Below are 5065 nucleotides of genomic sequence, written 5' to 3'. Positions count from 1 at the left end.
TGCACCCCCACGGGATGCAGGACGGCCTGTTCGTGCGCCTCACCGGCGGACCTCTGCCGACGTGCTTCCTCGTCGCGGCGGCGAAGGGGACCGAGGGCTTCGCGACGGCCGAACGCGTCCAATTCGTCAACGCCCTGGTACCGCACCTTCAACAGGCGCTGCGCTCGCAGAGTCACCTCAATGATCTGGTGCACAAAGCCGATGACCTCGCCGAGGCCGTCGACAGCATGCGGAATGGAGTGTTCGTCGTCGCACCGGGATCCGCCGTCATGCACCTCAACCGGATCGCCGAAGACATCGTCGCGGCAGGCGACGGACCCTGGGTGCGGTCGGGCCGCCTCGGGCTCAAGGTTCCTTCGGTTGACGCGGCGTTGCACCGCAGCATCCTGGAAGCCATGGGCTGCAACGAATCCGAAGCGCGTTGCGGCAGCTCGCTGCTATGCCCTCGGATCGAGGGGAGGCGGCCGTACGTCATCCACGTCGTTCCGTTCACGTCGTCCGGCCCAGACGGGGACCAACCTCGAGCGCTGGTGATCGTCATCGACCCGGAGCGCCAGTCCGAACCTTCCAGGGACCTGCTCAGCCGCCTCTACCGACTGACCAGAGCGGAGGCGGAGATCGCCGTACGGGTATCGCGTGGCGATGGCCTGAAGCCGATGTCGGAGGAGATGTCGCTGTCCTTGGCGACGGTGAAGACGCACCTTCACCACGTCTTCTCCAAGACCGAAACCCACCGGCAGGCGGAACTGGTCCGGCTGCTGCTGACGATCACCCCGTGACTCAGAGCGCGGCCACCACCTCGGGTGTCGCTTCCGCGCGATGTCGGTGGCTCGCCCTTGCGACGTGAAATACGAAGGACGGCATCAACATTCGCCTTGGCGGTTGTAGCATCCCGGTCACCCGCAGGAACTCCTGGGCGACGAACGGATCCGACTCGGCGGCAGTGAGGACCCGGTCGAGGAGGGCATTGGTGACCCGTATCGAGAGCGGCGGTGTCCCCGGCACTTCCGGTAGCGCCAGGTCGGAACCGACCGCCGTCTGCCAGGCCACCCGGACCTTCTTCGCGACAGCGCGGTGGAAGCGCCGCGGCAGGTTCCCGTCCCCGCGTCTCAGACAGTCCCTCAGGATCAGTGCCTCGATCGAGGCGACCGTCATGCCCTGGCCATAGATCGGGTTGAAGCTGCAGACGGCGTCGCCCATCACCACCAAACCGTCCGGAGTCCAGGCCATCTTGTCGTAACGCCGCCACCGGTTGGCCGGGAAGCGATGGATGCTGACGCCGGCCAGCGGCTCGGCGGCGCGGGCGGCCTCGAGGGCATGGGCAGGTGTGAGCCCCACGCCGAAGTCCAGCAACTCCTCCCGATTCGATGGTGGCTCCAGTCCCCCCACCGTGCCCGCGCCCACCATCCAGGTGTCCTTTTCGCAGCGGAACATGAAGAAGCCTCGTGGACGGCCCGGCTCGAACAGCTTGACGATGATGTTCTCGCGAAGGGTCCCCTCGGGTATTCGGACGGTCATGCTGGCGTAGCTGATGCGCACCGTGAGTTCGTCCTCGGGCGGCTTGCCGTAGCCGAGCCGGTCCAGGAACACCGGGGTACGTGAGCCGCGGCCGGTGGCGTCGACGACCAACTGCGCATGCAGGCTGGGCACCGAGCCGTCGGCATGCCGGTGAAGGATCACGCCGGTGATGCGCTCACCCGATGGGATCAGGTCGACGACGTCGTGACCGTCGAGCACCGTCACGTTGGGAAGAGCGCGCAGCCGGCGGCGCACGTGGCACTCGAAGAACGGCCGGCTGGCGAAGTGGTTGATCAGCGAGTCGGGATCCGGGATGGTGCCCTGCTGCTTGAGCAGGTGTCCGCCGAAGTCGACCCGCATGCGGGACAGGTCGCCGTCGGCCCAACGGTGCGCTCCGGCGGCGACCATCTCCGCAAGCAGACCTGGGAACAGTTCCTCGGCGATCTCACCACAGCGCGCCAGCATCACGTGGGGTTGCCGACTCTGCGGCACACCCCGCCTGGCCACCGATTCGTCGTTGAGCACGTCGCGTTCGACGACGGTGACGCGGTCGTAGAAGTCGCTCAGCACCCGGGCCGCGAGCAGTCCCCCCATGCTCGCTCCGAGAACTACCGCATGCTCCCCGATCCGCGCCATCGCCGCCCCCCAGCGTCGGGGCCAACCCCCCGTTGGCCCCGAGCCCAATCAATCAGTCACGGCGAGGCGAAACATCAACCGAACGGTTGATCTTGACCCGCGACTACAGCCCGAGCAGTTCGGGAAGGTCTGCGACGGAGTCGATCACGTGATTGGGCTGCATCGCGAACTCGTCTGCGGCCCAACGGTCCAACGTGTCCTGCCGGAACTTTCCGGTGCGTACCAGCACACCGGTCATCCCGACGACCTGTCCGGCGAGAACGTCGTTGTTGAGGTCGTCGCCGACCACGTACATCTCCTCGGGGTCGACGCCGAGTCTGCTCGCGGAGGCGAGGAACCCCTCCGGAGCCGGTTTGCCGACGGCGACGGCCTTGCGCCCAGACGTCTGCTCCATGCCGAGCAGGTACATGCCGGTATCGATGCGCAAGCCCGCAGCGGTGTTCCACGACGTGCTGCGGTGCATCGCCACGACGGGCACCCCCTGGCACATCCAGTCGTAGACGCGGCTGAGCGTGACGTGGTCGTACTCGGAGCCGGCTCCGCCGAGCAGGACGACGTCCGGGGTCTCGGGTTCAGAGCCGGCCACGTCGTGGGCGTAGACGACGTCGATGCCGGGCATGTCCTCGCCGATCTCCCCGCTGTTGACCAGGAAGCACGTGGCATCGGGATAGCGGTCGCGGACGTAGTCGGCGGTGAGCACGGCGGCCGTGACGACCTCGTCGGACGTGACGTCCATCCCGGCTTCGGTGAGCAGATCGGCGATCTGACGGCGGGTCTTGGTGGTGGTGTTGGTGAGGTAGGTCCTGGCGATCTGATTGTCCGCGAGCACGCGCAACGTCTCTGCAGCGCCTGCGATGGGCTTCCAGGAAGTCACCAGAACGCCGTCGATGTCGAACAACACTCCACCGATAGCCATGCTGCCGAGGTTAAACGGCAAACCCACCAGCGCAAGTCGGACCCGTCAGGAGTGAGCCCAGTCATTCTCGGCCACCCAGGGTGACGCAGTGGCGGCGACGGACCAGGCGACCTCGGCGGGCACGTCGAGAACCCGATAGCCCTTCACTCCCGCCGCGGTCGCCGCCACCAACGTGGCAATCCCGGCCCGACGCTGGAAGAACGTCTGGCGCACCGTCCAGCCGATGATGCCCGCGGCGGCGATGCAGTCACGACGCCGGTCGAGGGTGCCCGACCGCGCGACGAGCCAGCCGTCGCCCACACGGTGCCCCAACCCGCGCGACCGGTCGGCGGCCAGAAGCGCTGCGGCCGCGGTCACCAACCCCCACGGCACCCACGCCCAGAGCGGCACCGAGACGACGAGCGCCAACCCTGCCAGGGCGACGCCGAGGAGCGCGGGAAGCGTCAACGCCCGCGTCCAGCGTCTGCGGGTGGCGACGGGGCCGTGACTCCGCAGCTCGCCGCGGACGACGTCGGATCGGCCGATGAGTTCGGTGAGCACCGCCTCGGCCGTGGCCAGGGGGCACGGCGGCAGCAGCAGCGACGCCTCACCCGCACCGTCGACGCCGGTCATGACCGCGTCCAGTCTCGCGCCGCCGAAGGCTCGCACCAACAGGGGTTCACGGACCGTGCCACCGCGTAGGCGCCGCATGTCGTAGGTATGCTCACGCGCGCGGAGCAGGCCATGCTGAAGATGCAGCACACCTTCGCCCGCGCCGTCGTCACGCCGGGACAGCACCAGGTTGCCGTACGTCACCAACGAGCGCAGGACCGACAGCAGCACCGACGCCGCCACCACGACGAGCGCGCCCACGGCGACGGTGAGGACGACGCCGAACCGCTCAGCCGCATCGAGGCCCTCCCTGGCCAGCCGCGAGTCCCCAAGCACCGCAGCCGCTCCCGTCTGATAGACCACACCGACGGCGGCGGCGATCATCGCCAGTCCGGTGAAGCTCAGTGGGCTGTAGCGCAACCACGACGGCTGCCACCGGGCAAGTACCCGGTCCGGCGTCGGCGTCTCGAGCTCCGCGGCGAGCGAGTCGGCCAGCAGGATCGCGCGCAGCCGCGGCACGTCCTCGGACCGCACCGCGTCGAGCGTGAACTCGGCGTCGCCCTTCGCCTCCTGACCGGTGCTGACCCTGACGACGGTCAGACCGAGCAGCCGGTGCAGCAACCGGGCATCCGTCGAGACCGAACGAATCCTGTTGCGGGGCAGCGAGAGAACCGTGCGTTGCAGCACACCCTGCCTGCGCTGGATCTGCTCGGCATCGATGCGGTAGGTGGTCGTGAACCACCGCGCGATGCCGAACACGACCAGAAGCACCAGTATTGCGATCGACCACCTGGAGTTGCCCGTCGCCGACCCGAGCACGATCGACCCGATCAGCAACGGCAGTTGTCTCAGCACCTCGTGCACGGGATGGACCAGCAGCATCCGGGGACTCAACCGGCGCCACTGGGATGTGGGATCGGGCGGGGCCAGGTCCGTCACGTCGCGTCCCGGTCACCGATCGCGGCGACGTCGGACAGTTGCGCGACGATCCGATCGGCGACGTCGGAGTCCAGCGCGACGATGCGCACCGCCCCGGCGGACGACGCGGTCGTCACCGTGACGTCGGCAAGGCCGAACAACCGGTCCAAGGGGCCGCGGTGGGTGTCGACGGTCTGCACCCGGGAGATCGGCGCGATGCGCCGCTCCTGCACCAGCCAGCCGGTCCTGGTGTAGACCGCGGGTGTCGCGGTCTCCAGCGAGACGTCCCAGCGGTGCACCCGGTAGCGCCACCATGGCGCCACCACCACGAACGTCACGATGCCGAGAACGGTCGCGAGTGCGGCCACGGCGTGCAGCCAGCCGAGCCGCGCGTCCAGGACGGACCACACCACCTGCGCAACGGCGAGAAGCCCCCAGGGGATCGCCGCCGCGAGCGCCCACACCAGCGGGGCCTTGCGGCTCGGC

The 5065-nt window shown here is 68.6% G+C and carries 5 protein-coding genes; 1 reads left to right on the top strand and 4 read right to left on the bottom strand.

Going from position 1 to position 5065, the window contains the following annotated elements; genetic code table 11:
• The coding region (locus QOI01_RS06670) for a helix-turn-helix transcriptional regulator (protein WP_526379394.1) at positions 1 to 779 on the top strand (779 nt) is incomplete at its 5' end.
• Between the two features lies 1 nt (position 780).
• On the opposite strand, the gene QOI01_RS06665 is transcribed toward QOI01_RS06670, so the two are convergent.
• The 4 genes from QOI01_RS06665 to QOI01_RS06650 all read right to left on the bottom strand — a co-directional run.
• Positions 781 to 2112, bottom strand: coding sequence for an NAD(P)/FAD-dependent oxidoreductase (locus tag QOI01_RS06665; RefSeq protein ID WP_526379393.1), 1332 nt, complete (start codon positions 2110 to 2112; stop codon positions 781 to 783).
• A gap of 145 nt (positions 2113 to 2257) precedes the next feature.
• Positions 2258 to 3070, bottom strand: coding sequence for an HAD-IIA family hydrolase (locus QOI01_RS06660; RefSeq protein ID WP_526379392.1), 813 nt, complete (start codon positions 3068 to 3070; stop codon positions 2258 to 2260).
• Positions 3071 to 3115: 45 nt separating this feature from the next.
• Complete coding sequence (locus QOI01_RS06655; RefSeq protein WP_526379395.1) at positions 3116 to 4543, bottom strand: PH domain-containing protein; 1428 nt, start codon at positions 4541 to 4543, stop codon at positions 3116 to 3118.
• 53 nt (positions 4544 to 4596) lie between these two features.
• Positions 4597 to 5065: PH domain-containing protein (locus tag QOI01_RS06650; RefSeq protein WP_526379391.1), on the bottom strand; the 469-nt coding region annotated here is incomplete at its 5' end.

Origin of the sequence: Mycobacterium sp., assembly GCF_032162605.1 — a bacterium.
In the GTDB taxonomy this organism is placed as follows: domain Bacteria; phylum Actinomycetota; class Actinomycetes; order Mycobacteriales; family Mycobacteriaceae; genus Mycobacterium.
This window is presented reverse-complemented; position numbering and strand designations above follow the sequence as displayed.